This is a genomic window from Agrobacterium sp. MA01 (genome assembly GCF_009650195.1).
In the GTDB taxonomy this organism is placed as follows: Bacteria; Pseudomonadota; Alphaproteobacteria; order Rhizobiales; family Rhizobiaceae; genus Allorhizobium.
On the sequence record NZ_CP045854.1, the window covers coordinates 2,997,681 to 3,021,647 of the forward strand.

Consider the following 23,967-nt stretch of genomic DNA (forward strand, 5'->3'; position numbering starts at 1 on the left):
TAATTCAGTGCGCCACGGCAGCGGCAGCTGCCTCGTCGATGAGGCGGCCGGTGCGGAACCGGTCGAGCGTCAGACCCTGGGCCAGCCGGTGCGGCTCGCCCTTGGCGATGAGATGGGCAAAGAGATTGGCCGAACCCGGCGTCGCCTTGAAACCGCCCGTGCCCCAGCCGGCATTGACGAAGAGGTTCTGAACCGGCGTGACGCTCTGGATCGGCGAACGGTCGGCGGTGTTGTCGGTGATCCCGCCCCACTGGCGCATCATCTTCACCCGACGGAACATCGGGAAGAGCTCGCAGATGGCATCCAGCGTATGGGTGATAATCTGCATGCCGCCGGTCTGGCTGTAGGAGTTGTACTGGTCGGTACCAGCGCCGATGACCAGCTCACCTTTATCCGACTGCGAGATATAGGCATGCACGGTATTGGACATGACCACGCAGGGGAAGATCGGCTTCAGCGGCTCGGAAACGAGCGCCTGCAGCGGCGTCGAGTGAACCGGAAGACGCACGCCCGCCATGCCCATTACGACGGAGGAATGGCCGGCCGCGGAAACGCCGACCTTCTTCGCGCCGATAAAGCCCTTGGTCGTGTCGACGCCGGTGACTTCACCATTCGGACCACGGCGGATGCCGGTCACTTCACAATTCTGGATGATGTGCACGCCGCGATCCGACGCCGCACGCGCATAGCCCCAGGCGACCGCATCGTGACGCGCCGTGCCGCCGCGGCGCTGAAGGGCGGCACCATTGATCGGGTAACGGGCGGTCTTGGAAATATCGAGCGGCGGGCAGAAGGCCTTGGCCTGCTCCGGCGTCAGCCACTCATTGTCGATACCGTAGAGATTGTTTGCATTCACATGCCGCTTGAAGGACTGCTGATCATGCACATTGTGCGACAGCATCATCACGCCGCGCGGCGAATACATGACATTGTAGTTGAGGTCCTGGCTGAGGCCCTCCCAGAGCTTCAGCGAATGCTCGTAGATGTCCATGCTCTCTTCATAGAGATAGTTGGACCGGATGATCGTCGTATTACGGCCGGTATTGCCGCCGCCGAGCCAGCCCTTCTCGATCACGGCGACATTGGTGATGCCGTGTTCCTTGGCGAGATAATAGGCCGCACCAAGACCATGGCCGCCGGCGCCGATGATGATCACGTCATAGGACTGCCGCGGCTCGGGAGAGACCCACTGAGCCTCCCATCCCTTGTGGGCACGCATGGCCTCACGGACAACGGCAAAGACCGAATATTTGCGCATTCGCCTTAAACTCCTGTGGTTCAGGCATGTGGGTAGGATGATACAGGTCGCAGATCAACCCACGACATGACGTCCGTTTTGCGACGCATTGTCATCCGTCTTTCGACACCCCAGAAGAAGTGCAGTGTAGGGCGCAAAATTATTAGCGGGAAGCCTTGCGCCATATGGACTTCACCAGGGTCTTCTGGTATCTCGCAACCCAATCGCCGGACTCAGTGGCCGCGCGAACCATTACGCTGTTTCCGAAGATGCGACCTCCATCGACGGAAGGACCAACACTTAAAACCAAAGGAACGGGATAAACGTGCAGGTACTAGTCCGCGACAACAACGTTGACCAGGCGCTCCGCGCTCTCAAGAAGAAAATGCAGCGCGAAGGCATTTTCCGTGAAATGAAGATGCGCGACTTCTTCGAAAAGCCGTCCGAGAAGCGTGCGCGCGAAAAGGCCGAGGCCGTTCGCCGCGTCCGTAAGCTCGCCCGCAAGAAGATGCAGCGCGAAGGCCTTCTGCCGGCCCCTGCTCGCGCGCGCTGATCAGCCTAGATTTAGACGTTTTCCTATGAAATGAGGGCGGGGGCGAGACGAATCGCCGCCGCCCTTTTGATATGAAACACGAACTTGCGCTGTCCGACGCCTACGAGGGGTTCTGGCGGCCGCCGGATGATGCGCCTCATGACGAAAAGCTCCGTGCTCCTCTCCGCCTCCCAGGCTTCGCGCTTGCCGCGACTGGCCACTGCGGCAGCTCTGCTCGCCACACTGACCCTGGCAAGCTGCGCCACCACGACGGAAACCACGGATGTTATTCGTCTTGACCGGGCCCAGGGCTCCGAGGAAAACATCGCCTCTCTGACATCAGTCATCCAGTCCAACCCGCGTGATCCGGAAGGCTACAACGTGCGCGGCTCGGCCTATGGTCGCGCAGGCCAGTTCCGCCAGGCGCTCGACGATTTCAACACCGCCCTGCAGCTCAACCCGCAGTTTTTCCAGGCCTATGCCAACCGCGCGCTGGTCTACCGCAACATGGGCAAGCCGGTCGAAGCCGCCGCCGACTACAACCAGGCGCTCAAGATCAACCCGAACTACGACGTCGCCTATATCGGCCGCGGCAACATCTATCGTCAGGCCGGGCGCATCGACGAGGCCTTCGGCGACTTCAACCGCGCCATCCAGCTCGATACGACCGATGGTCGTGCCTTCCACAATCGTGGCCTGATATACCAGGTGCGCGGCGACCATGCGAAGGCGATCGATGACTTCTCGAAGGCGATCTCGCTTTCGCCGCGGGCGCCTGAGCCCTACAATGGCCGTGGCGTATCCTATGTCGCGCTGAACGATGACGACAACGCATTCGCCGACTTCAACCTCGCGATCGAGCTGAACAACAACATCGCCGAGAGCTGGGCCAACCAGGCGCTGATCTATGAGCGTCGCGGCGACAAGGCCCGTGCAGCCAAGTCCTACAGCCATGCGCTGCGCCTCGATCCCAAATACGAGCCCGCCAAGCAGGGCCTGGCGCGCACGCGCGGCACGACAAGCTGAGGCCAGAACCATCGGCAAGACATCGAAACGGCGGGGTGATCCGCCGTTTTTTTTATGGCCATGGATTGATGCGGACGATGGGCAAAGAAAAAGGCGATCCGTTGCCGGACCGCCTCTCGTCAATCAATGCTCTATCGCCGATCAGCGCATCATGAAAACGCCGGCAACCGACAGCACGATCCAGATGAAGAACCCGCCGAGCAGGCCAGCACCGCCGAAGAAGCCGGCAGCCATGGCGATCATCAGCGCAACCAGGATGACGGTGCCATACTTGGTGCCAGCGATGAAGACGTCATAGGTCTTCTCGTGCTCCTTGTAGTCCATAGAAGCACCGGTTTCGACCGGACCGGAATGATGTTCGCTCATGTTCGATCTCCCAAATCTTAAGCCTAGCGGCACCACGGCGGAATCACATCTGACGAAACCATGGGCAGAAATGTATCTTTTTCCCGCATACACAAACGGCAGGCGGAGCGCAATCGGATCCGACGTTTGTGGTCAATAATCCCGACCAGCGACAGCGCCCGTGACCTTTCCCGCCGCCACGAGTCGCGCCGAAGGCAGGACCGTCAGCGGCGTGGTCGACAGCGCCCCCTCCCCACGTCCGAACATCAGGCGGCGCTCGTGCACCCCGGAATCGAAGAACGGATAGCGCTTGAGGAGTTTCGCACCCGTCGTGTGGGTATTGGTGGCCATGAGTGTGAGCTCAAGACCATAGATCTCGGTCATCCGCCGCTCGACGACAGTTTCCGCATAGAAGACGCGCTTGTAGAAGGCAGTATGATGCGGCCGAACGTGTTGCAGCACGCGGTCCGCCCTGAAATAGGCGGCAGCGACAATACTCGTCCGAAGAGTGATGTAGGGGAGAATGGGCAACTCGCTTGCCACATCTGGATCGACAGCGAAACGCGCGGGGTCGATCAAGGTCAGTCCCGCATCCAGATAAGCCTCCATCACGTCGGGAAAGACGCCTGCCGACTGTGATAGGGGATGTCTTGGGGTCACGTGGTGAAGCCGTATCGTGCTGACAAGCTCTTCGAAATAATAGATCCCGAAAACATAGGCGTGCCTGTCGAAATCAGCATCATCAATCATGCTTGGCGCCGCGACCGGCAGCACGTTCGCTGCCTTGTAAGCCTTGTAACGCAGTTGCTCGATATCTTCGAAATCTTCTTGAGTCTCGATCCGGCGATACTCGATGAAATCGAGGTAGCGCATCAATCGTTCCGAAAAGCCTTCCAGTTCCATACTGATACCCCGCCGGCTGCAACCGATGGCATGGGGTATCACCTATCGTTCCACCTCGCCCCCCTGAAAATTAATAAGATATTAAAATGCGATAGGTTAAGGTTAACCGTCGCATCCGCAACCATCTCTGCGACACGCGGTAAATCTGACTGGAAATGGAAACAGGCAGCAGAACAGGTGCGTCAAGCCACGCCGGCTTGGGCAGCGATCCCGTGGACTTCTGCCTCCTCCGCGAGAGCGGCGATGGCGTGAGCGGCGATCGGCATCGAGAAGACGTAGCCCTGAATGAGATCGGCGCAGTTGTGCTTCTTGATCAGCGACAGCTGCTCCCGCGTTTCAACGCCTTCGACCACGATCCCGATGTCAAGACCGCGCGTCAGGCTGACGATCCCCCGCAGAAGCTTCAGTCGGCGGGCGTCCTGCCCGATGTTGCGAACGAAGGAGCGATCGATCTTCACCACGTCGACGGGCAGGGTATCCAGGTAGCTGAGGCTCGAGAAGCCGGTGCCGAAATCGTCGATGGAAATCGTGATCCCGAGCCCGCGTAGCCTGTCCAGAACGGCGCGGGCGGGAGTGAGTTCTTCGATCAGGCTGCTTTCCGTGACCTCAAGATGCAGCAGCTTGGCCGACAGCCCAGTCTCCGAGAGAATCCGTTCGATCATGGCGGCGAGATCGCCCTGCCTGAGATCGTGGACAGAAAGATTAACCGAAACACCGATCGCTTCCGGCCAAGTCTGGCAATCAAAACAGGCTCGGCGCAGCACCTGCTCCGTGATCTCTGTGACAATGCCCATCTCTTCTGCGATCTGGATGAAGATATTCGGCGCAATCGGCCCCTTTTCCGGGTGATGCCATCGGGCAAGCGCCTCGCAACAGACGAGACCGCGCCCATCCGGAGTGAACATGGGCTGGTAGACGACGGTGATGGCCTGCTGGTCAACGGCCGCTCTGAGATCCGCCTTCAGCCGCTGCCGCTCCAGATAACGCGCATCCATTTCCTTGACGAAAAGCGTAAAGCTGCCACGGCTGCGTGCCTTCGATTCGAACAGCGCGATATCCAGCTTGACCAGCCAGTCATCCATGTCGAATGCAGCACTCTCGGCAAGCACGGCCCCGGCGGAGAAAACGACCGGGACACGCATCCCCTCGACATCATAATCGGCGCTGGCGGCGAGATGCAGGTTACGCATCACGTCTACGAGATCGTCCTGGTCCTCGACATTCGGAAAGAAGCAGATGAAGTGATCGCCCACCTGACGGCCGACAACAGCCTTGCCTGCGGCAAACTCCGTCAGGCGAGACGCGATGGACACCAGCAATTTGTCGCCGGTCAGATGCCCCTTGAGATCGTTCACATGCTTGAAATCGGCAACATCAAGGATCATCAGGCCGACATTCGTCCCGAACTCGCCGGAGCGCTCCAGGCGCTCGCGGACGAGGTCGATGAAGTATCCCCGATGCGGCAGCCCCGTCAGACTATCGTAACGTGCCATGTGCAGGATCTTGCGATCGGCATGCACCCGAGCCGTCACATCCTCGAAGATCAACACGACCCCGCCCTCGTCGCGCCGCTTGGCGGAGAACTCCAGCACCAGATCTTCAGAAAAATGCATGAGTGCGCGGCTGGAGAGCCCTTGCACGAGCTGGGCGAGCTGTTTCTGCAGAAGGCTCGACATGGATCCGTCCAGAAACGTATGGCGGACGCCGTAGCGCAGAACGACGTCGAGATCGCAGCCGACGAGGCGGCGACGGTCCCCCAGGTTGAGCAATTCGCAGGCCTTCCGATTGACCACCTCGATCCGATTGTTCGGATCAAGCATCAACAGACCATGTGTCATGTTGCTGAGAGCCGTGTCGAAGCGATCGGCAATTTTTGCCATTTCGCGAGAAGCCAGAACATTTTCATAGAGGAAGTCGCGCACACCATTGGCCATCGACCGCACGGTGAGGCCAAACGGCACGAGCATCAGCGACAACAATGCCTTGAAAAGATCCTGTGCAAGAAGGCTGCCGATGATCATGGGCACGCAGCACGCCAAAGTCTGCAGATCGACAGCAAGCCTTGAACCATAGTTGCGGCCGACGACGGACACCATCGAGGCCATGGTCACGGCTATGCAGGCAAGTTCCGCGAATGTGTCTTCGAAGGCGAGCATCGCGTAACCGCTGCCGACACCCAGGATTGCAGCAGTCGAGGCGCCCCCGATGACATAGCGGCGTTCCCAGGCCGCGATCTGCTGGCGAGTGAGCTTCGACTTGTCTTCCCGATCGAAGACAAAGAAGGAGTTCAGCCGGAACGAGAAGACGGCGACGAAGCAGGCGCACAGGAAGAGGTAGAAGGACGCTCCCGTCTGCACATAGACCGTGACGAATGTCAGGATGTGGACAACCATGCCGGTAAACAGCGTGAAGCGGTTGTCGAACAGAGAGCTCACGAACGACAGATACACATCCGTGGGCACATTTTTCTCATGCCCCCTCTCGGTATTCATGATCTGCCCTCCCGGCAAGGTTGGACGCGAAACCTCAGTTTTCAAATGATGTCTCTTCCAATCCTTGTGCCTGCTTTGCGGCAAAAAGCATGTCCTAAAACGTCACAGCAACACGCAAAACGAAGCAACTCCTAAACTGCACTGCTTCTAGGTGACACGCAAACAACTAAGCGAGAACCTCTTAAGGGCGGCCTATCGAAACTATTAAAATGCAAGCAAACACAAGCGATGCGCGCAGACGGAAACCAGCGCCAGCTTCGGCTGCAGCTGCAGCCAGTTCAACTTTCGTTGCCCCTGGGGGCGGATCGGTGCAGTCCAGTTGCACGTGGTTTGCCATTGCTCTAAGCACGAAGCGACAAGGGGAGAAAAAACACAATGACAATCCTGTTGGCTGTTTCTCGGCTGATCGACGCGATCAACGGGGCCATCGGGCGCTGGGTTTCCTGGCTGCTCCTGGCCGCCGTCCTGATCAGCGCCGGCAACGCCGTCATCCGCAAGACCTTCGACATGTCATCCAACGCTTGGCTGGAAGTACAGTGGTATCTGTTCGGCACCGTGTTCATGCTGGCCGCCGCCTACACGCTCCAGCGCAACGAGCATGTGCGAATTGACGTGCTGGCGGGCACTTTCAAGAAGCGCACACGCGACTGGATCGACCTATTCGGCCATATCTTTTTCCTGCTGCCCTTCTGCCTAATGATGACGTATTTTGCGTGGCCATTCTTCTGGCGCTCGTTTATGTCGGGCGAAATGTCCTCCAACGCTGGCGGCCTGATCATTTGGCCGGCCAAGGCCAGCATCCTTGTGGGCTTCGTTCTATTGAACCTCCAGGCGTTCTCGGAAATCATCAAGCGCTTTGCCATCATTCGTGGCGACCTCGAGGACACGACGGTCGCGTCCGGACATGGCAAACCTGATCTGCCTGCCGACGACGCTGCGAGCCAGACGAAGGGGGGCAACAATGCTTGATATTTTCGCACACAACCTCGCGCCGATCATGTTTATCATCGTGATGGGTATGCTGCTGATCGGCTACCCGGTTGCATTCACGCTGGCGGCCGGCGGAATCTACTTCTTCATCTTCGGTGTGGAGCTCAGCCATATCTCGCCGGAGATAAGATTGTCCTGGCCGCTGGCCCAAGCCAACATGAACCGTGTCTTTGACATCATGCGCAACGACACGCTTCTGGCCATTCCCTTCTTCACCTTCATGGGCCTGATCCTCGAGCGGTCGCGCATGGCGGAAGACCTTCTAGACACGATCGGCCAGTTGTTCGGCACAGTGCGCGGCGGCCTGGCATTCGCGGTTGTCATCGTCGGCGCGCTTCTAGCTGCAACGACCGGCGTCGTGGCAGCCTCAGTCATCGCCATGGGCCTGATCTCACTGCCCATCATGATGCGTTACAACTACAATCCAGGACTTGCCGCGGGTACGATCGCGGCATCCGGCACCTTGGCGCAGATCGTTCCGCCTTCGCTGGTTCTGATCGTCATGGCCGACCAGCTCGGTCGCTCCGTGGGCGACATGTATGTCGGCGCCATGCTGCCAGCATTGATGCTGGTTGGCATGTATTGCCTCTACATCTTCGCGGTCACACTGATCAAACCGGAATGGGCACCCGCACTTCCTCCTGAAGCCCGCCCACTTGGTTCAGGAGGGACGTCTCTCTATTTCATCCTTCTGGCTGCGATCGGTCTCTACTTCATCAGCTATTACTTCGTGTTCACGGAGTTCCGCTACGAGACGCGCGTGGTCTGGGCAGCACTTGCAGCGACAGTCATCCCATACGTGTTTGCCCTGGCCAATCGTCATTGGAACCTGGGTTATATGTCGAAGATGGCCGAGCAGGTTGTCATTGTCCTGATCCCGCCACTTGCGCTCATCTTCCTCGTCCTCGGCACGATCTTCCTCGGCATCGCAACGCCGACAGAAGGCGGCGCCATGGGTGCTGCCGGCGCACTGATCATGGCGCTGGCAAAACGCAGACTCAACCTGAAGACCCTGATGCAGGCGCTGGACTCGACCGCGAAGCTAGCGACCTTCGTCATGTTCATCCTGATTGGTGCCCGTGTCTTCGCGCTCACCTTCTATGGGATCTCGGGCGATATCTGGGTTGAAGAACTGATGCTGGCGTTGCCGGGCGGTGAGACAGGCTTCTTGATCGTCGTGACGATCATCGTCTTCATCCTCGGATGCTTCCTCGATTTCTTCGAAATCGCATTCGTTCTGGTGCCGTTGCTGGCACCCGTGGCGGACAAGCTCGGCATCGACCTTGTCTGGTTCGGCGTATTGTTGGGGATGAACCTGCAGGTCAGCTTCCTGACGCCACCCTTCGGCTTTGCCCTCTTCTATCTGCGCTCGGTTGCACCGACCAAGGCCTGGCACGACAAGACGACCGATCGCATGATCGAACCCATCACCACGCGGTCGATCTACACAGGGACGTTGCCGTTCATCCTGATCAACATCCTCATGCTGGGCATTCTGATCGCCTTCCCCGGTCTTGTGACCCACTACAAGGCCGCGCCCGTGCAGATGAACCAGACGGACATCAACAGCCAGATCAACGATGCAGGTGGTTCCGGCTTCGGTCTGCCAGGCATGAGCCTCGATGGAGCACCTTCGCTGGGTCTTCCGGGACCCGGTGATGGCATGCCTGCGATGCCGAATTTCGGGGCTCCGACAACGCAACCGGCCACACCACCGGCAGGAGGCACATCGCTTCCTGCCCCAGGTGGCCTGCCAGGCCCTGGCGATGCCGGCGGCCTGCCGCGGTTCGACTGAAGGCGAAGGCCTCTCAAAAATGAGACCCGGCGGAGACGCCGGGTTTTTCTTTGGCCAAGCGCCGATAATCGATTCGAATGGATCACGACACAAACAAATAAGGCCCCGGGACTGGACGTCCCGAGGCCTCTTCGATCAGTCTGAAGCGAAAAGCTTAGAGCTTGCCGCCGCGCTGCTGCAGCATCATGAAGGTGTCGAAGCTGTACTCGGACAGCTGGAACCACAGATAGCCGTCGCCGCGATAGCCCATGTAGGAATCGTGCAGCTTCTTGAACTGCGGGTTCTCGGCGCTGATCTCCCCATAAACCTTGGTCGCCGCATCGAAGCAGGCTTCCAGGATCTCGCGGCTATAAGGACGAAGCTGAGTGCCGTCTGCGACGAGCTGCTTCAGGGCAGCCGGGTTGAGGCTGTCGTAGCGCGCCATCATCACACCGTTGGCGAGCGCAGACGCACTCTTGACGATACCCTTGTAGTTGCTCGGCAGCTCGTTCCACTTGTCGAGATTGATCATGTTCATCAGCGTCACGCCACCTTCCCACCAGCCGGGATAGTAGCAATAAGGCGCGACCTTGTTGAAGCCGAGCTTGGCGTCGTCATAAGGACCGACGAATTCAGCGCCGTCGATCGTGCCACGCTCGAGAGCCGCGTAGATGTCACCACCCGGGATGTTCTGCGGAACGACGCCGAGTTCGGAAATGATGCGACCACCGAAGCCGCCGATGCGGAACTTCAGGCCCTGCAGGTCGGCGACCGTGTTGATTTCCTTACGGAACCAGCCACCCATCTGCGCACCGGTGTTACCAGCCGGGAAGGAGATCATGTTGTTGGCGGCATAGAATTCGTTGAGCAGGTCGAGACCGCCGCCCTCGTAGAGCCAGCCATTGGTCATGCGCTGGTTCAGGCCGAACGGAACGCCCGTGCCGAATGCCCAGCTCGGATCCTTGCCAAAGAAGTAGTAGGACGCGGTATGCGCCATTTCGATGGTGCCATCACGAACGGCATCTGCACCTTCCAGCGCACCGACGATTTCGCCAGCCCCGAAGACCTGGATCTGGAAATTGCCGTCGGTTGCTTCGTTGACGGCTGCCGCAAACACTTCGGCAGCACCATAAATGGTGTCAAGCGCCTTGGGGAAGCCCGACGAGCAGCGCCAGGTGATCTTGGGGTTTTCCTGCGCGATGGCTGGTGCTGCCAGCACGGTGGACGCAGCAGCGCCCGCACCGGCGACGCCAGCCTTCTTGATAAATGAACGACGATCCATGAACTACCTCCCACTTGTTGCCCCACCGGCGGGCATCGTCGGCCCCTCCCGGCAGCGATGCGCGAGCTAACCATTTTGTCTAAGGGGATTCAAGCGCTTGGACTCTATTCTTTTGGATGAGAGCTTTCACTTGAGCGTGCCTGTAGAGGGCAGTCGCTATGTTAGCGCGAACATGTAAAACGAGGGAAGAAAGTGCGCAACCGTAGCGCTCTACTGCACAAGGCTACAATTTTTATGACCCGCTCCGCAAATGCTCAAGGCAACATCAGGAGCGCCAGATCTGCACCGGGTATATCCGTCACCTCGTAAGAAAAGTGCCGCCCTCGAACCAGTGTCAGCAAGATGGCTCCACCAGGATCGCTGATCGTCACACTGCCATCTTCGTGCTGGGTCCAGGTGGTTGCACGCACCAGACCAGGCCAGACCTCTTCGCAATCGGGTGGAGCGAAAAAATCGCGACTGCGACTGGTGAGAGCCGCACCCCGCTCCACCAGACAGACCGTCTTTCGTGTGAAGTTGGACACGGAAAACTGGGCCGGTGGCGAGACGGATCCCGCATGCAGCTTCGCGGCAAAGACCGACGGCGTATGGTCGGCAGGTGGAATTGTGCCGAGCACGATCGGATCGGTGGCCATTTGCGCGGAGCGCTGCGGCAGAGCCCAGATACTGACTCCGACCACCGAGACACCTGCACACAGGAGAACTGTCGCCACGATGGCGAGAGAGGACTTCATCGGAGCATCCTTCCGCTCGAGACCCCATATGGCAAGAGGATGCACCGGCAAGCTTGCGGAAGGCTGACCGCCGAATCAGCTCCTTGGATACGGCGTTTCCGGAACCGCCGTGAGCGGCCGTCCCGTGTCGAACCAGCTGACGATATTGTCGACAACAAGATCGGCCATGGCGTCACGCGTTGGCACCGAGGCCGATGCGACATGCGGCAGCAACGAGACATTCGGCAGGTCGATCAGGGCCTGGGGCACGCGAGGTTCGTCGGCAAAGACATCGAGACCGGCAGCAGCGATCGTACCGGCCTGAAGGGCGGCGATCAGCGCAGGCTCATCGACCGTCGAACCGCGACCGACATTGATGAGCACGCCGTTCTGCCCCAGCGCGGAGAGGACTTCGGCGTTGATTGCACCATTGGTCTCCGGCGTCGACGGGACGATGGAGATCAGCACATCGACCGCCTCCGCGAGACCCGTCAGGGTGTCGTGATAGACAAAATCAACATCCGTGCGGGGTCGCCGCGTATGGTAGGCGAGTTCGACCTTGAACGGCAGGAGACGGTTGGCAATCTCCATGCCGATCCGGCCGAGACCGTGAAGGCCGATCTTGCGCCCCTTGAGCGAAAGCGGCGAGAGCGGAAAGGCCCCCTCTTTCTCCCAGCGTCCGTCACGCAGATAACGCTCGGCGAAATAGAACTGACGCATGGTATTGAGAAGCAGCGCGATCGCCGTATCGGCCACCTCATCGTTCAGCACGTCGGGCGTATTCGTGACGACCACCCCGGCAGCAGCAGCAGCCGTCACATCGACGCCGTCGTATCCGACCCCGAAACTGCCGATCACCTCGAGCTTCGGCAAGCGCTCGATCAGCGAAGCAGGAAATCGGCCGGAGACCGCAGCGCCGCGCACTCGCTCCAGTTCACCCGCGTCCGCCTCGGCGGCAGTGGCATCGGAGATTTCCAAAAGGTCGAACCGATCCGAAAGACGGGCACGGACGCGCGGATGAATGCGGCCTGGAATGAGCACGAGGGGGCGATCGGACATGGCTGTCTCCTTGCGGGGCGAGGATCATGGACGAGCGGCCTTGAAGCCGCCTCGGGGATCACCGACGGATCGGGCCGGTCGATTGGCGAATGCGCATCTCGGGCTTGATCAGGTGGATGCCGTCAGGCTCGTGACTGCCGGCAAGCTTGTCGAGCAGCGCCCGCGCGGCAAGCCGCCCGACCTCCGCCTGACCGTTCCAGACGGTTGTCAGGGATGGCGTGGCGATCGAGGCTTCCTCGAGGTCGTCATAGCCGGTGACCGAGATGTCCTGGCCGGGGATGAGACCGGCACGGGCAATGCCGTTCATCAACCCGATGGCGACGAGATCGTTCCAGCAGACGGCAGCCGTCGGCTTTTGCGGAAGCGACAGGAAGTTCACCGCCGCCTCGAAACCGCCCTGCTTGGTGCGGGGGCCCGGGATGCGCAGGCCGGGATCGACTTCGATACCCGCCTTGCGCAGCGCGTTCACATAGCCCTGGTAGCGGTCACGCCCCGTGGATGTCTGGTCCGTGCCGCCGATCATGGCGATCGAGCGATGGCCAAGGCCAATCAGATGGTTGGTGGCCAGCGAAATGCCGTAGCTGTCGTCGCCGCGATAGATCGGCACATCGAGCCCATCCATCGAGCGGGCGATGAAGATCGCCGGCATGCTGTTATTCTCGGCGAGCAACACGTCTTCCGGCGGCGTGCCGATGGCAGGCGACATGATCACCCCGTCGCCGCCCAATTGCAGCAGCGTCTCGATGAACATGCGTTGCTTCTCGACGCTGTCGTAGTGGTTCGAAAGAATGAAGGTGTGTCGGCTGCGATCGAGTTCGGTCTCGATGGCTTTCAGGATTTCGCCGTAGAACGGGTTCATGATGTCATGCACGACGACACCGATGATCCCGGAGCGGGAGGTGCGAAGGCTCGCAGCACGGCGGTTGTAGATATAACCGAGAGCGCGCGCCTGCTCCTTGATCTTCTCCCGAGTGTCCGCCGCGACGAGCGGGCTGTCACGCAGGGCAAGCGAAATGGTCGCCGTAGAGAGACCAAGCGTCTCCGCAATGGTCGAAAGCTTTACCTTTTGTGCCACGTTTCCTCCCTCGCAGCAGGCCGGTGGGCGCTCGACCGCCCTTAAAAGATTTAATTAAACAATTTAATTGGCGATTTCAATCACCGTCATCCTCCGCATGATCAGCTGACCGCATGCCGCTCTGACCCGAGAGATTACCCTCGATGGCCGCCAGCAGCTTGACCAGGATCTTCACTTCCTTGCCCGACAGGCCCTGGAGGGCATGAGCCTCGCAGGCAACCGTCACCGCCGCGATCTGAGCCACGCTGCCGCGCCCCTCGTCGGTGAGATAGACCTTGGTCAGGCGTCCGTCTCGATCGTCGGTACGGCGCATGACGAAGCCCTGCGCCTCCATCCGCCCGATGGTGCGGGTCATGGTGGGCGCTTTGACACCGAGCTGATGGGCAAGCGCACCCGGCGTCTGGCCGTCCTCCTGCGCGAGAAGTTGCACAACGCCATCCTGGCCCGGATATAGCCCGCTTTCGGCAAGCCCATGGGAAAGCCGGGTTCGCAAAGCACGTGCGACCTGGGTCATGGCACCACTGAGCACACCCGAAGCCGGCGGCTCCTTCTTCTTGCTCTTCTTCTTTTCACCGCGGTCCTTGTCGGCCTTGTCCTTTTTCGCCATGACTCTCCCCGGTCGACAAACGCTGCGGCCCTCACTGCAATCCGCCGCGACGGCTGCCATGCATAACGAAGATGATGAGGTTAGACCAGATGGCGAAGCCAGCCCTGTCGTTCGCGGACAACGATCCCCGGCTGAAAGCCGATGACCGGCGCGACTGGATTGCCGTCCTGCCGCTCGGCGCACACGAGCAGCACGGCCCTCACCTGCCCTTCGAGACCGACACGATCATCGCTGAAGGCATCATGCGCCGTGTCGCCGATGCCCTGCCTCCGCATCTGCCAGTCACCATCCTGCCGGCGGAGCCCGTCGGCTACTCGATCGAACACATGCATGTCGAAGGCAGCCGAACACTCACCTATGACGAGGCGATCATCCGCTGGCTCGGGATCGCCGAAGATCTGAACCGCCAGGGCATTCACAAACTGTTGCTGATGAACGCCCATGGTGGCAATTCCCCGCTGCTGACGATTGCCGCAACCGAAGCACGGGTGCGCTTCAATATGCTGGTGGTCGCAACAAGCTGGACACGCTTCGGCCAGCCGGACGGCTGGATTGCACCCGAGGCAAAGGCGGTCGACATCCACGGCGGAGACATCGAGACATCGGTCATGCTGGCGCTCGCACCGGATCTGGTGGACATGACGAAAGCAGAGAGCTTCCCCTCCCGGCAATCCGACTTCGCCGCCCGCTTCCGCCATCTACGCGCCTATGGTCCCCATGCCTTCGGCTGGAAGATGTCGGATCTCAACTCACAGGGTGTGGCCGGCAATGCGGCGGCGGCGACGGCAGAGAGGGGGGAACGATTGCTGGCCCATTCGGTTGCAGGCCTTCTCGATCTACTGGATGACGTGCACAGGTTCGATACTGCAACATTGACGTGAGCTTGCAGGGCCGACAGGGAAGGCGCATATTGGTCAAGAGAGAGCGTGAGGAAGAAGCATGCGTGTTTCCATGGAGCAGGCAGCCGCGCGGGTCGAAGAACTTGTAGAGCGAGCCGAACGCGGAGAGCCCGTTATCATCACCCGCGACGGGCAGGATGCTGTCGTCTTGCAACCGATCGAATCGACCGGCCGACGTCCTGCGCTAACTCTCGAGGAACGACGGGCCATTCTCGAAGAGATCATGGCCAAGGCCGCTCGCCCGGTTCCAGGTGAGCCGCTCGCTGACAGGAGTCACGACTTTCTGTACGATGAAAACGGTCTTCCGACGTGATCGCACTCGACACATCTGCACTGATTGCCATCATAAAGAATGAAGCGACTGCTAAGGCCTGTGCAGCAGTTCTGGAAACCCCAAACAGTCGCCTAGTGTTGTCAGCTGGCACGCTGCTCGAACTGAAAATCGCGGCTCTTCAAAAAAATTGTACGGATGAATTGTCGCGACTGATTGCATCCCTCAATGTCGAGATCATCGACCTGACGGCTTCCCGCGCGGAGCTCGCTGCCGCAGCCTACCAACGCTTCGGCAAAGGCATCCACCCGGCCTCGCTCAACTTCGGCGATTGCTTTTCCTATGCCACCGCCAAGGAGTTCGACTGCCCGCTTCTCTATGTCGGAGACGACTTCACACTCACCGATGTCCGCTCGGCGCTGGCCCCCACCTGAGCCGTACGAAAGCCTTTGAACTGGCAAGACGGAACGCCTATATGGGGGTAACACAATTACAGCCGCATCGTCCGGCGCCCCCTGACACCAGAGGCTTTCATGACCGAAGCATCCGCGAAACCGACACCCGTCACCGTGCTCACCGGCTATCTCGGCGCCGGCAAGACGACGCTGCTCAATCGCATCCTCTCCGAAAACCACGGCAAGAAATACGCCGTCATCGTCAACGAATTCGGCGAAATCGGCATCGACAATGACCTGATCGTCGAGTCGGACGAAGAAATCTACGAGATGAACAATGGCTGCGTCTGCTGCACGGTGCGCGGCGACCTGATCCGCGTCGTCGAAGGCCTGATGCGCCGCCCCGGCCGCTTCGACGGCATCATCGTCGAGACGACAGGCCTTGCCGATCCGGTGCCGGTCGCCCAGACCTTCTTCATGGATGATGACGTCCGCTCCAAGACGGAGCTCGATGCCGTTGTCGCCCTGGTCGATGCAAAGCACCTGCCGCTGCGCCTGAAGGACAGCCGCGAAGCCGAAGACCAGATCGCCTTTGCTGATGTTGTCGTCATCAACAAGGCCGATCTCGTCACCCATGACGAGTTGCACCAGATCGAGCACATCGTGCGCGCGATCAATCCTTCCGCCCGCATCTATTCGACCACGCGTTCAGGCGTCGATCTCGCCAAGGTGCTCGATCAGGGCGCCTTCAATCTCGAGCGCGCACTGGAAAACGATCCGCATTTCCTCGACCATGACGACCCGGACCATGTCTGTGGCCCGGATTGCGGCCATGATCATCATCACCATGATCACGGGCATGACCACCACCATCATGACCATGGCCACGATCATCATGCGCATGATCATGGTCATGACCACGGGCATCACCAGCACGATCACGCCCCCTCCCCGATCCATGACGTGACGGTGACCTCGGTCTCGCTTCGCGGCGGCGAGATGAACCCTGACCGCTTCTTCCCCTGGATCCAGAAGGTGACCCAGACGCAAGGCCCGAACATCCTGCGCCTGAAAGGCATCATCGCCTTCAAGGGCGACGAGGAGCGTTATGTCGTCCAGGGCGTGCACATGATCGTCGAGGGCGATCACCAGCGTCCATGGAAGGATGGCGAGAAGCGCGAGAGCCGCCTTGTCTTCATCGGCCGCGAGCTCGACCGCGAAAAGCTGGAAGCCAGCTTCAAGGCCTGCGAAGCCGCCTCTGCCTGAACGGGGCTTTCACGCCCCGCCGCCTGTCCGTACCGTTCTGCCTGAAAGAAAGCCTCTCCGTATGCCCACTGTTGCACCGCTCGATATCGAAGGCCACGTTGTCTCGACCCATTTTCTCGGTGACATCCCGGTCTTCGCCGCTGCGAGCGGTGCCATTCACCGGCTGGATGGCGGCGAGAAGGTGACGGAGGCGAATGCCGGACTGCTGACCTGTGTCAAGGATCCGGCAAGCCAGACCCTGCTGACAGGTGGCGAAGACGGCCGCGTGCTGCGCATCGCTCATGACGGCACGGTTACCGAAATCGCCCATGTTCCGCGCAAGTGGATTTCGGTCGTCGCACCCGGTCCCCAAGGCGCGGTTGCCTATGCCCACGGCAAGTCGACTTTCGTGCGGCTTGCCGATGGCACGACGAAGGAATTCACCGAAGAGCGTACTGTCGAGGCCGTCGATTTCGCCCCCAAGGGTCTGCGTATCGCGGTTGCCCGCTATAACGGCGTCACTTTGCACTGGGTCGGGACCGCAGGCGCGCCCGTCGATCTCGACTGGAAGGGCGCGCATACGGGCGTGACCTTCTCGCCCGATGGCCGCTTCGTCGTCACCATGATGCAGGAATCGGCGCTGCATGGCTGGAAGCTCGACGGCAAAGCCGCCGACACCCGCCATATGCGAATGACCGGCTATCCCGCCAAGGTCAAATCCCTTTCCTGGTCACCGAAGGGCAAGTGGCTCGCCTCGTCAGGCGCACCGGCTGCAATCGTCTGGCCATTCTCCGGCAAGGACGGCCCGATGGGCAAGGCTCCGCTCGAACTCGGCACCCGCGCCAACATTCTCGTTACCCAGGTCGCCTTCCACCCAATCGAAGAGGTTCTGGCGATCGGGTTCATCGACGGCATGATCCTTGCCGTGCGCATCGCCGATGGCAAGGAGGCGCTGTTGCGCCGTCCCGGCAAGGGTGCAGTGACCTCACTTGCCTGGAGCAGCACAGGCAAACTCCTCGCCTTCGCTTCCGAGGCGGGTGATTGTGGCGTCATCGACATCACCGGCTGATTGCCGAGGCAACACCTCAAAGCGCTTTAGTTGCGTGTACGCATGGGAAAAATCACGCCTAGCGGTAAAGTTTGCGAAAATTCGCACTATACCGTTCACCATGCGCTTACCTTAACCATGCGGTAGCAATTGCCTCCCTATTTTCGGGGAGGACGAGCGAGAGACAACAAAGCCGCGTCTCGTCTGACTGCAACAATTCTCCGCAGCCCATCCCAATTTTATCTTCAACCACGGCATCCTGCCGAGGCGCAGACGCATGCGCCTGTCCGGCGGGCGGATTTGCAAACGGACGCAACATGTATCTCAACCTAAAAATCGTGGTGACGGCAGCGGGTCTTGCCCTTGCCGCCGGCATCGTCGCCGTCGCTGGCGTGGGTGCACAGACGCTGCAGACGCTCAAGGTCAACGGGCCGATCTATAAAGAGATCGTCGACGGCAAGGACTTGATCGCCGACATCCTTCCTCCGCCGCTATACCTGATTGAATCCTACGCGCTCGCCAACGAGGTCTTCATCCATCCCGACACTGCAGCGGTCAACGTGCCCCGCTTTGACGTGCTGAAGTCGCTCTACGACGAGCGACGCGAATACTGGAAGAACTCCACCCTGCCAGACGCGCTGCGCGCAAAGCTCTACGACGAAGTCATCGCCAAGGGCGACCGCTACTGGAGCACGCTTCAAAATGACCTGAAGCCCGCTCTTTCGGCAGCCGATGGCAGCGCTGTCACGCCGATCCTGTCGAAACTCAAGGTCGAATTCCACGATCACGAGACCTCCGTAAACCAGCTCGTGACAATGGCGAGCGATTACCTTGTCAGTCGCGAATCCTATGCGGCCGCAGAAACGTCCAGCCGTGAGCTTCTCCTGCTGACGCTCGGGCTGCTGCTCATCACGACTGCGCTCGGCAGCGTCTACTTCATCCACCGCCGCGCGCTGAAGCCGCTTGGAGAAATCACCGATTTCATGACCAATATGGCAGGCGGCGATTTCACCGCCACCGTTCCCCATGCACACAGAAAGGACGAAATCGGCCATATCGCGGCAGCCGTCGAGGTCTTCCGTCAGGCTGGCCTCGAAAATCAGCGCCTGCAATCCGAAACCGAAACCGCCCGTGCCGAGGTGGACCGCGAGCGGGCTCTGCGCGACAAGGACCGGATGATCGAAGCCGAGGCTCTGCGCTTTGTCATCGAGGCCTTGGGCGCCGGCCTTCATCGCCTTGCCGAATGCAACATCCGCTTGACGCTGGACGATGCCTTCGATCCGCGCTTCGAGCCACTCCGCCACGACTTCAATCACTCCATCGCAACCTTCCAGACGACCTTGGAAAAGGTCATGGAGGAGACCCGCCGCCTGCTGGAGAACAGCCAGGAAATGCGAGAGGCCTCGGCCAACCTTGCAAACCGGACCGAGCAGCAAGCGGCAGCCCTCGAAGAGACATCCACTGCCCTTGAACAGGTAACCGCCACCGTGCGTCTCTCCGCCCAGCGCACCAGCGATACGCGTGAACTGGTAAGAGAGGCGAAAAACTGTGCCATGGCCTCAGGAGGTGTTGTTCGCTCCGCCGTGTCTGCCATGGAGCGGATCGAAACCGCCTCTGCCGAGATCGGCCAGATCATCGGCGTCATCGACGAAATCGCCTTCCAGACAAACCTTTTGGCGCTGAACGCCGGTGTGGAGGCGGCGCGCGCAGGCGAAGCCGGCAAGGGCTTCGCGGTCGTCGCCCAAGAGGTACGGGAACTGGCGCAACGCTCGGCAAACGCTGCACGCGACATCAAGGGGCTAATCCAGAAGTCGAGCGTCGAAGTGTCTTCCGGTGTCCAGCTGGTCGGCGAAACCGGCCACGTACTCGATCAGATCGGCGATTTCGTCAGCCGTATCGACAGCAATGTCGATGCGATCGCAACCGCTGCCCGGGAACAGGCAACCGGTCTTCAGGAAATCGGTCAAGCCATCAACAGCATCGACCAGATGACGCAGCAGAACGCCGCCATGGTCGAGGAAACCACTGCCATCGGTCATACGCTGGCAGACGGCGCGGTCTTGCTGACGACCCTCGTCAATCGTTTTGAACTCAATCGCCGCACCGAAATCAGGGACGCAAACGCCAGGACACTCGAGCATCGGGCCGCTTGAGCCGGCGAGGTCTAGCCCCCAACAAAAAACGCCCGGCCATCCCGAGGAACGGCCGGGCGCTTTATCAATGGATCGAACAGATCAGAACTTGACCGCGAGACCGACGTTGACCGTGTGCTGGTTGAAGTCGACGTTACGACCGCCAACGTTGCCATCGCCGAAATCATTGTAACGATATTCAACGCGGGTGAACATGCGGTCAGTCAGGGCGTAGTCAACGCCACCACCGACAGTCCAGCCATGCAGCGTGTCGTCGCCGCCGGGGCCTTCAAGGTTGGTGCCGGTGTAACCACCCGCCGCGAACAGAAGCGCGCGATCCATAGCGTAGCCGATACGGGCGCGGGTCGACCAGTTCAGGCCGGTTTCGAAGTCACCGACGCCAGCGACAGTTTCCTCGTTCCAGTCGTAGTTCAGGTCGCCTTCGAGACCGACAACGAGCTGGTTGCCGAGATCCCAGTTGTAGCCAACGAAGCCGCCGAAGCGCGCGCCGTCGAAATCAGCGTTGCCGGCACCGGCAACGTCCGCGTCACCCCAACCGTAGCCGGTGAGGATACCTGCATAGCCACCTGCCCAGGAAAACTGCGGCGCGGTTTCGATGGCAGCCATCGGCGGTTCAGCCGGAGCTTCGTAGATGGCGTCAGCCGCGAAAGCGGAGGTCGAAATCGCCAGAGCGGCGGCAGATCCGAGAAGGATGCTCTTCATCATGTTTTTAACTCCTGTGTTACAAGGTCGCTTATAACGCCATCTCTGGTTAATGTATGTGATGATTATACAACATAATCACCTAAACCTATCCGGCGTATTTGTTCCCGCCCGTGCGAAATTTTTCGCGCCGGACCCCGCAGCAAGAAGCGATGAACGAGAAGATAGTTCCCGCTCATGGCGGAAAAAAGGACGGCTCTTGTCAGGACTGTGTGAGGAGTGCGTGCGTTTTGCCACACCAAATTCCGCAGGAGTCGCCACCGGATCTGCCCCAGACACTAGGGCTCCCATCCCGGACTACATTTGCGGATGACATGCGAGATCGTTTTGGGGTGTTGAGGGCGAGCTCTCTGGCCCGCCCCTTTTCAAGGATGCCGCATCCGGACCGGATGCGGTTTCCGTTCAGAACCTGTAGGTGATACCCGCGCCGATCAGCCACGGATCGAGCTTGGCCTTGCCGGAGTAATTGGTACCGCCGATGGTCGCGTCGAAGTCGGCCTTCAGGAACAGCTTCTTGACATCGAAGTTGACGCCCCAATGTTCGTTGATCATGTAGTCGGCCCCGACCTGCAGCGCCGTGCCGAAGGTGTTCTTGACGTCGAGCGCGGTCGCTGCATCGCCCTTCTGGCTGTAGAACATGGTGTAGTTGACGCCGGCACCGACATAGGGCTTGAACGCGCCGAAATCGGTAAAGTGGTACTGCAGCGTCAGTGTCGGCGGCAGAAGCCAGCTCTTGCCGACCTTGCCGACAGCAGCCAGGCTCCCCTCCGCGTAGATGTTCGAATAGGTCGTGCCGAGGATCAGTTCGGCGGCAAAATTGTCGGTCAGATAATAGGTGATGTCGAGTTCGGGGATCACGCTGTCACTGTAGGATAAATCCGAACCGCCAACGCCGTTCACCGAACCCGAATCATTGGTGATGACTCCGAGACCGCGCACGCGGACCTGCCAGGGGCTTGGCGCGGCCAACGCCTCGGTCGCCGCTTCCGGTGCCGGCTCCATAAGCGGCGCTATGTCCGCCGCGAAGACTGCCGGGGCAAGCAGCAACAGTGTGGCGGTCGTGGCAAGAGCGCGGGTCGAGGCAGTCCGGACGGTGGTCATCATTCTCTCCTTGAAACAACTGGTGGCGTGGAGCCGACGCCAACTAGCAGCCCGGAAGAGACGAGTATCTTGAGCCAGATCAATAGGTTAGCTCTCGACTATATAAAACAACCATCGCCGCAGCGACTGTGACCGGCGCGACACAACCAGAGTTGACGATTGAAAACCCACCTGAGGCCCTGCCAGAGCAGAGCGCAAAGCAAAGGGCCCGGCGCGACGAATCGCGGCCGGGCCCTTCAGCAAGCATCCGGGAACCTTCAATCAGGCTGCGCGGCGCGAGACCATCGGCTGTGACAGCTTGCGACCGGACGCGACCACCATGCCGGCAGCTCCTTCGAGCCAGCCGGGCACGAGTTCCAGCGCCAGGAAGCGGTCACGCGCAAACGGACCCGGCATCACCAGATGCTGCGTCTTGTCGGCGAAGAAGCCGAAACGCTCGTAGTAAGGCGCGTCACCCACGAGAAGCACGGCGCCATGGCCGCGCTTGCGGGCCTCAAGAAGCGCAGCCCGCATCAGTGCCGCTCCAATCCCCTTGCCCTCATGGGCGCAGTCGACGGCAAGCGGACCGAGCAGCAGCGCGTCGATTGCCTGGCCTTCACGGCTGACGCCGGCCTCGATACTCCAAAGACGCACGGTTCCGATGACGTGGCCAGCCCGATCGCGGGCGACGAGTGCCAGCCCTTCGGCTGGAATGCGACCACTGCGAATCTTCTCCGACGACTTCTTGCGGCGGTCGCGGCCCATGGTGCGGTCAAGCAGCGCTTCGCGCGCGACCACGTCGGCCGGCGTTTCATGATCGATGACAAATGCAGGCGCCGGCGCAAAAAGCGCGCGCATGCTTTCCAGAACAGCGGCCATTCTGGCCTCCCATCCCAAGCGATGACGATAATTGTGAGGGTCCGCGCCGGTTGGCCGGCGCGGGAGACGTCAGATGACGTAAGACTTCAGCGGGTCGAAGCCGTTGAACGCCACCGCCGAGTAGGTGGTGGTGTAGGCGCCGGTACCCTCGATCAGAACCTCATCGCCGATCGAAAGCGAGATCGGCAGCGGATACATGTTCTTCTCATAGAGCACATCGGCGGAATCGCAGGTCGGACCGGCGAGAACGCATGGCGCCATGTCGTCGGCGTCACGGACGGTGCGGATCGGGTAACGGATCGCTTCGTCCATGGTTTCGGCGAGACCGCCGAACTTGCCGATGTCGAGGAACACCCAGCGATGCTCGTCATTGTCAGACTTCTTCGAGATCAGAACGACTTCCGCCTTGATCACGCCAGCATTGCCGACCATGCCGCGGCCCGGCTCGATGATGGTCTGCGGGATGTTGTTGCCGAAGTGCTTCTTCAGCGACGCGTTGATCGCCTGACCATAAGCTTCTGCCGACGGGATGTCGCGCAGGTACTTGGTCGGGAAACCACCACCCATGTTGACCATCTTCAAGACGATGCCCTGCTTGGCGAGCGAGTTGAACACGCGCTTCGCATCGGCAAGGGCGCCGTCCCAGGCATCGACCTTGGTCATCTGCGAACCGACATGGAACGAGACGCCGAAGGATTCCAGCCCGAGCTGGTGTGCATAGACGAGCACGTCGACGGCCATCTGCGGCACGCAGCCGAACTTGCGGGAAAGCGGCCATTCGGCGCCTTCACCATCCGTGAGGACGCGGCAGAACACACGAGCGCCAGGAGCGGCACGCGCGATCTTCTCGACTTCCTCATGGCTGTCGACGGCATAGAGGTTGACGCCGAGTGCGAAGGCACGCGCAATGTCGCGCTCCTTCTTGATGGTGTTGCCAAACGAGATGCGCGAAGCATCTGCACCGGCATCGAGCGCCATCTGGATCTCGGCAACGGAAGCGCAGTCGAAGTTCGAGCCCAGCGAGGCCAGGAGCTGGAGGATCTCCGGCGCCGGGTTCGCCTTGACTGCGTAGTAGATGGCGCTGTCCGGCAGGGCATGACGGAAGGCACCGAAATTGTCGCGCACGACGTCGAGGTCGACCACGAGGCAGGGACCTTCGGGACGTCGGGTGTTGATGAAGTCGAGGATGCGAGCAGTGGTCATCGGTCTAACCCTTCCAAAATTCCAAGGATGTCCGAAGCTGCCAAGCTTCGGGTGGAC

General features: G+C 60.2%; 23 protein-coding genes. 10 read left to right on the plus strand and 13 right to left on the minus strand.

From position 1 onward, the window contains the following. Nucleotides 1-4: 4 nt before the first annotated feature. Nucleotides 5-1,258 (minus strand): sarcosine oxidase subunit beta family protein, encoded by a 1,254-nt coding sequence (locus GH983_RS14520; RefSeq protein ID WP_054157082.1) that lies wholly within the window; start codon nt 1,256-1,258, stop codon nt 5-7. Between the two features lie 304 nt (nt 1,259-1,562). Here GH983_RS14520 and rpsU point away from each other — a divergent pair, with 304 nt between their 5' ends. Both rpsU and GH983_RS14530 read left to right on the plus strand, forming a co-directional pair. Then, nucleotides 1,563-1,790, plus strand: coding sequence for a 30S ribosomal protein S21 (gene rpsU, locus GH983_RS14525; protein ID WP_054148188.1), 228 nt, complete (start codon nt 1,563-1,565; stop codon nt 1,788-1,790). 138 nt (nt 1,791-1,928) lie between these two features. Beyond that, nucleotides 1,929-2,795: a tetratricopeptide repeat protein gene (locus tag GH983_RS14530; protein ID WP_153762770.1), complete on the plus strand. Its 867-nt coding sequence runs from the start codon at nt 1,929-1,931 to the stop codon at nt 2,793-2,795. 141 nt (nt 2,796-2,936) lie between these two features. On the opposite strand, the gene GH983_RS14535 is transcribed toward GH983_RS14530, so the two are convergent. The 3 genes from GH983_RS14535 to GH983_RS14545 all read right to left on the minus strand — a co-directional run bounded on the left by GH983_RS14535 (nt 2,937) and on the right by GH983_RS14545 (nt 6,535). Beyond that, nucleotides 2,937-3,161, minus strand: a complete 225-nt coding sequence (locus GH983_RS14535) for an aa3-type cytochrome c oxidase subunit IV (RefSeq protein WP_054148187.1) — start codon at nt 3,159-3,161, stop codon at nt 2,937-2,939. 132 nt (nt 3,162-3,293) lie between these two features. Continuing rightward, complete coding sequence (locus tag GH983_RS14540) at nt 3,294-4,043, minus strand: hypothetical protein (RefSeq protein ID WP_054148186.1); 750 nt, start codon at nt 4,041-4,043, stop codon at nt 3,294-3,296. 182 nt (nt 4,044-4,225) lie between these two features. Beyond that, complete coding sequence (locus GH983_RS14545) at nt 4,226-6,535, minus strand: bifunctional diguanylate cyclase/phosphodiesterase (protein ID WP_153762771.1); 2,310 nt, start codon at nt 6,533-6,535, stop codon at nt 4,226-4,228. A gap of 375 nt (nt 6,536-6,910) precedes the next feature. Here GH983_RS14545 and GH983_RS14550 point away from each other — a divergent pair, with 375 nt between their 5' ends. Continuing rightward, nucleotides 6,911-7,504, plus strand: coding sequence for a TRAP transporter small permease subunit (locus tag GH983_RS14550; protein WP_054148184.1), 594 nt, complete (start codon nt 6,911-6,913; stop codon nt 7,502-7,504). Then, on the plus strand, nt 7,497-9,320 hold the full coding sequence (locus GH983_RS14555; protein WP_054148183.1) for a TRAP transporter large permease subunit: 1,824 nt from the start codon (nt 7,497-7,499) through the stop codon (nt 9,318-9,320). The genes GH983_RS14550 and GH983_RS14555 overlap by 8 nt, the downstream gene beginning before the upstream one ends. 154 nt (nt 9,321-9,474) lie before the next feature. Here GH983_RS14555 and GH983_RS14560 read toward each other — a convergent pair whose 3' ends face one another. The 5 genes from GH983_RS14560 to GH983_RS14580 form a co-directional block, all read right to left on the minus strand. Next, nucleotides 9,475-10,581: a TRAP transporter substrate-binding protein gene (locus GH983_RS14560; protein WP_054148182.1), complete on the minus strand. Its 1,107-nt coding sequence runs from the start codon at nt 10,579-10,581 to the stop codon at nt 9,475-9,477. Between the two features lie 254 nt (nt 10,582-10,835). After that, entirely contained in the window at nt 10,836-11,315 is a 480-nt protein-coding gene (locus GH983_RS14565) for a hypothetical protein (protein WP_069043411.1), read from the minus strand. Nucleotides 11,316-11,390: 75 nt separating this feature from the next. Continuing rightward, entirely contained in the window at nt 11,391-12,353 is a 963-nt protein-coding gene (locus GH983_RS14570; protein ID WP_153762772.1) for a 2-hydroxyacid dehydrogenase, read from the minus strand. A 58-nt stretch (nt 12,354-12,411) separates the two neighbouring features. Further along, a complete protein-coding gene (locus GH983_RS14575; RefSeq protein ID WP_054148179.1) occupies nt 12,412-13,428 on the minus strand; it encodes a LacI family DNA-binding transcriptional regulator in 1,017 nt (338 codons plus the stop codon). A 76-nt stretch (nt 13,429-13,504) separates the two neighbouring features. Next, on the minus strand, nt 13,505-14,035 hold the full coding sequence (locus GH983_RS14580; RefSeq protein WP_153762773.1) for a MarR family winged helix-turn-helix transcriptional regulator: 531 nt from the start codon (nt 14,033-14,035) through the stop codon (nt 13,505-13,507). A gap of 89 nt (nt 14,036-14,124) precedes the next feature. Here GH983_RS14580 and GH983_RS14585 point away from each other — a divergent pair, with 89 nt between their 5' ends. The 6 genes from GH983_RS14585 to GH983_RS14610 all read left to right on the plus strand — a co-directional run bounded on the left by GH983_RS14585 (nt 14,125) and on the right by GH983_RS14610 (nt 20,046). Then, a complete protein-coding gene (locus GH983_RS14585) occupies nt 14,125-14,916 on the plus strand; it encodes a creatininase family protein (RefSeq protein ID WP_153762774.1) in 792 nt (263 codons plus the stop codon). 58 nt (nt 14,917-14,974) lie between these two features. Then, entirely contained in the window at nt 14,975-15,247 is a 273-nt protein-coding gene (locus GH983_RS14590; RefSeq protein ID WP_153762775.1) for a type II toxin-antitoxin system Phd/YefM family antitoxin, read from the plus strand. Continuing rightward, nucleotides 15,244-15,639: a type II toxin-antitoxin system VapC family toxin gene (locus GH983_RS14595; protein ID WP_153762776.1), complete on the plus strand. Its 396-nt coding sequence runs from the start codon at nt 15,244-15,246 to the stop codon at nt 15,637-15,639. The genes GH983_RS14590 and GH983_RS14595 overlap by 4 nt, the downstream gene beginning before the upstream one ends. Before the next feature lie 99 nt (nt 15,640-15,738). Next, the gene (locus tag GH983_RS14600; RefSeq protein ID WP_153762777.1) at nt 15,739-16,866 is read left to right on the plus strand and encodes a GTP-binding protein; all 1,128 of its coding nucleotides are present in this window, start codon (nt 15,739-15,741) and stop codon (nt 16,864-16,866) included. A 61-nt stretch (nt 16,867-16,927) separates the two neighbouring features. Then, nucleotides 16,928-17,914: a WD40 repeat domain-containing protein gene (locus GH983_RS14605; RefSeq protein WP_054148173.1), complete on the plus strand. Its 987-nt coding sequence runs from the start codon at nt 16,928-16,930 to the stop codon at nt 17,912-17,914. Between the two features lie 296 nt (nt 17,915-18,210). After that, on the plus strand, nt 18,211-20,046 hold the full coding sequence (locus tag GH983_RS14610) for a HAMP domain-containing methyl-accepting chemotaxis protein (RefSeq protein ID WP_153762778.1): 1,836 nt from the start codon (nt 18,211-18,213) through the stop codon (nt 20,044-20,046). An 81-nt stretch (nt 20,047-20,127) separates the two neighbouring features. On the opposite strand, the gene GH983_RS14615 is transcribed toward GH983_RS14610, so the two are convergent. From GH983_RS14615 to odc2, 4 genes are all read right to left on the minus strand, one after another. After that, nucleotides 20,128-20,751, minus strand: a complete 624-nt coding sequence (locus GH983_RS14615; protein ID WP_150127504.1) for an outer membrane protein — start codon at nt 20,749-20,751, stop codon at nt 20,128-20,130. A gap of 399 nt (nt 20,752-21,150) precedes the next feature. Continuing rightward, nucleotides 21,151-21,849, minus strand: a complete 699-nt coding sequence (locus GH983_RS14620; RefSeq protein ID WP_054148171.1) for an OmpW family protein — start codon at nt 21,847-21,849, stop codon at nt 21,151-21,153. A gap of 261 nt (nt 21,850-22,110) precedes the next feature. Next, nucleotides 22,111-22,707 (minus strand): GNAT family N-acetyltransferase, encoded by a 597-nt coding sequence (locus GH983_RS14625; RefSeq protein WP_054148170.1) that lies wholly within the window; start codon nt 22,705-22,707, stop codon nt 22,111-22,113. 69 nt (nt 22,708-22,776) lie between these two features. Continuing rightward, entirely contained in the window at nt 22,777-23,910 is a 1,134-nt protein-coding gene (gene odc2, locus GH983_RS14630) for an ornithine/lysine decarboxylase (RefSeq protein ID WP_054148169.1), read from the minus strand. Nucleotides 23,911-23,967: the final 57 nt, after the last annotated feature.